The following is a 1261-nucleotide window of genomic DNA, read 5'->3' as shown; positions in this document are numbered from 1 at the left end:
CGGCATAAGCCACGACGTCACGCAGCGCCTGCTGGTAGTCATCAGCAATCTGCTTGAAGTAAGGAGCCAGCAGCAGGTTGGCAATCGCCGGGGTCTCAGCGTAGGCGTCGGTAATTTTCTGCAGGAACTGGGCGCGGATGATGCAGCCAGCGCGGAAAATCTTCGCGATTTCACCGTAGTTGAGATCCCAGTTGTACTCTTCAGACGCAGCACGCAGCTGCGAGAAGCCCTGAGCATAGGAGACGATTTTGCCCAGGTAGAGCGCACGACGTACCTTCTCAACGAACTCGGCTTTGTCACCGGCCGGCTGGGCCTGTGGTCCGCTCAGGACTTTAGAGGCGGCAACGCGCTGCTCTTTCAGGGAAGAGATGTAACGGGCAAATACGGATTCGGTGATCAGCGACAGCGGCTCACCCAAGTCCAGTGAGCTCTGGCTCGTCCACTTACCGGTGCCTTTGTTGGCAGCTTCATCAAGGATTACATCGACCAGGTATTTACCCTCTTCATCTTTCTTCGTGAAGATATCTTTGGTGATGTCGATCAGGTAGCTGCTCAGCTCACCTTCGTTCCACTCGGTGAAGGTCTGGGCCAGCTCTTCATTAGAGAGGTTCAGGCCGCCTTTCAACAGGGCATAGGCTTCTGCGATCAGCTGCATATCGCCGTATTCGATGCCGTTATGCACCATCTTCACATAGTGACCAGCACCATCAGCGCCGATATAGGTCACGCACGGTTCGCCGTCTTCCGCTACTGCAGCAATCTTGGTGAGGATCGGCGCAACCAGCTCATAGGCCTCTTTCTGACCGCCAGGCATAATGGAAGGCCCTTTCAGCGCGCCCTCTTCACCGCCGGAAACGCCGGTACCGATAAAGTTGAAGCCTTCAGCAGAGAGTTCACGGTTACGACGAATAGTGTCGTGGAAGAAGGTGTTACCGCCATCAATGATGATGTCGCCTTTATCCAGGTAAGGCTTAAGCGAGTTGATGGCGGCATCCGTGCCCGCGCCCGCCTGCACCATGAGCAGAATGCGGCGTGGTGTCTCAAGGGACTCAACAAACTCTTGCACGGTGTAGTAAGGCACCAGCTTCTTGCCTGGGTTTTCGGCAACAACCTCTTCCGTCTTTTCGCGTGAGCGGTTAAAAACGGAAACGGTATAGCCACGGCTTTCGATGTTGAGCGCCAGGTTGCGCCCCATGACGGCCATACCAACAACGCCGATCTGCTGTTTGGACATTACATACTCCTGTCAGTGTGTTCACTG

General features: G+C 55.2%; 1 protein-coding gene. It reads right to left on the bottom strand.

Annotation, left to right across the window (positions count from 1 at the left end; all coding sequences use genetic code 11):
- The coding region (gene gndA, locus FN633_RS14500; RefSeq protein ID WP_154058951.1) for an NADP-dependent phosphogluconate dehydrogenase at nucleotides 1–1234 on the bottom strand (1234 nt) is incomplete at its 3' end.
- Nucleotides 1235–1261: the final 27 nt, after the last annotated feature.

The sequence above is a fragment of the Pseudescherichia vulneris genome (genome assembly GCF_902164725.1).
Lineage (GTDB): Bacteria > Pseudomonadota > Gammaproteobacteria > Enterobacterales > Enterobacteriaceae > Pseudescherichia > Pseudescherichia vulneris.
The sequence above is the reverse complement of the archived record's forward strand: the minus strand, read 5'-3'. Positions and strand labels throughout refer to the sequence as shown.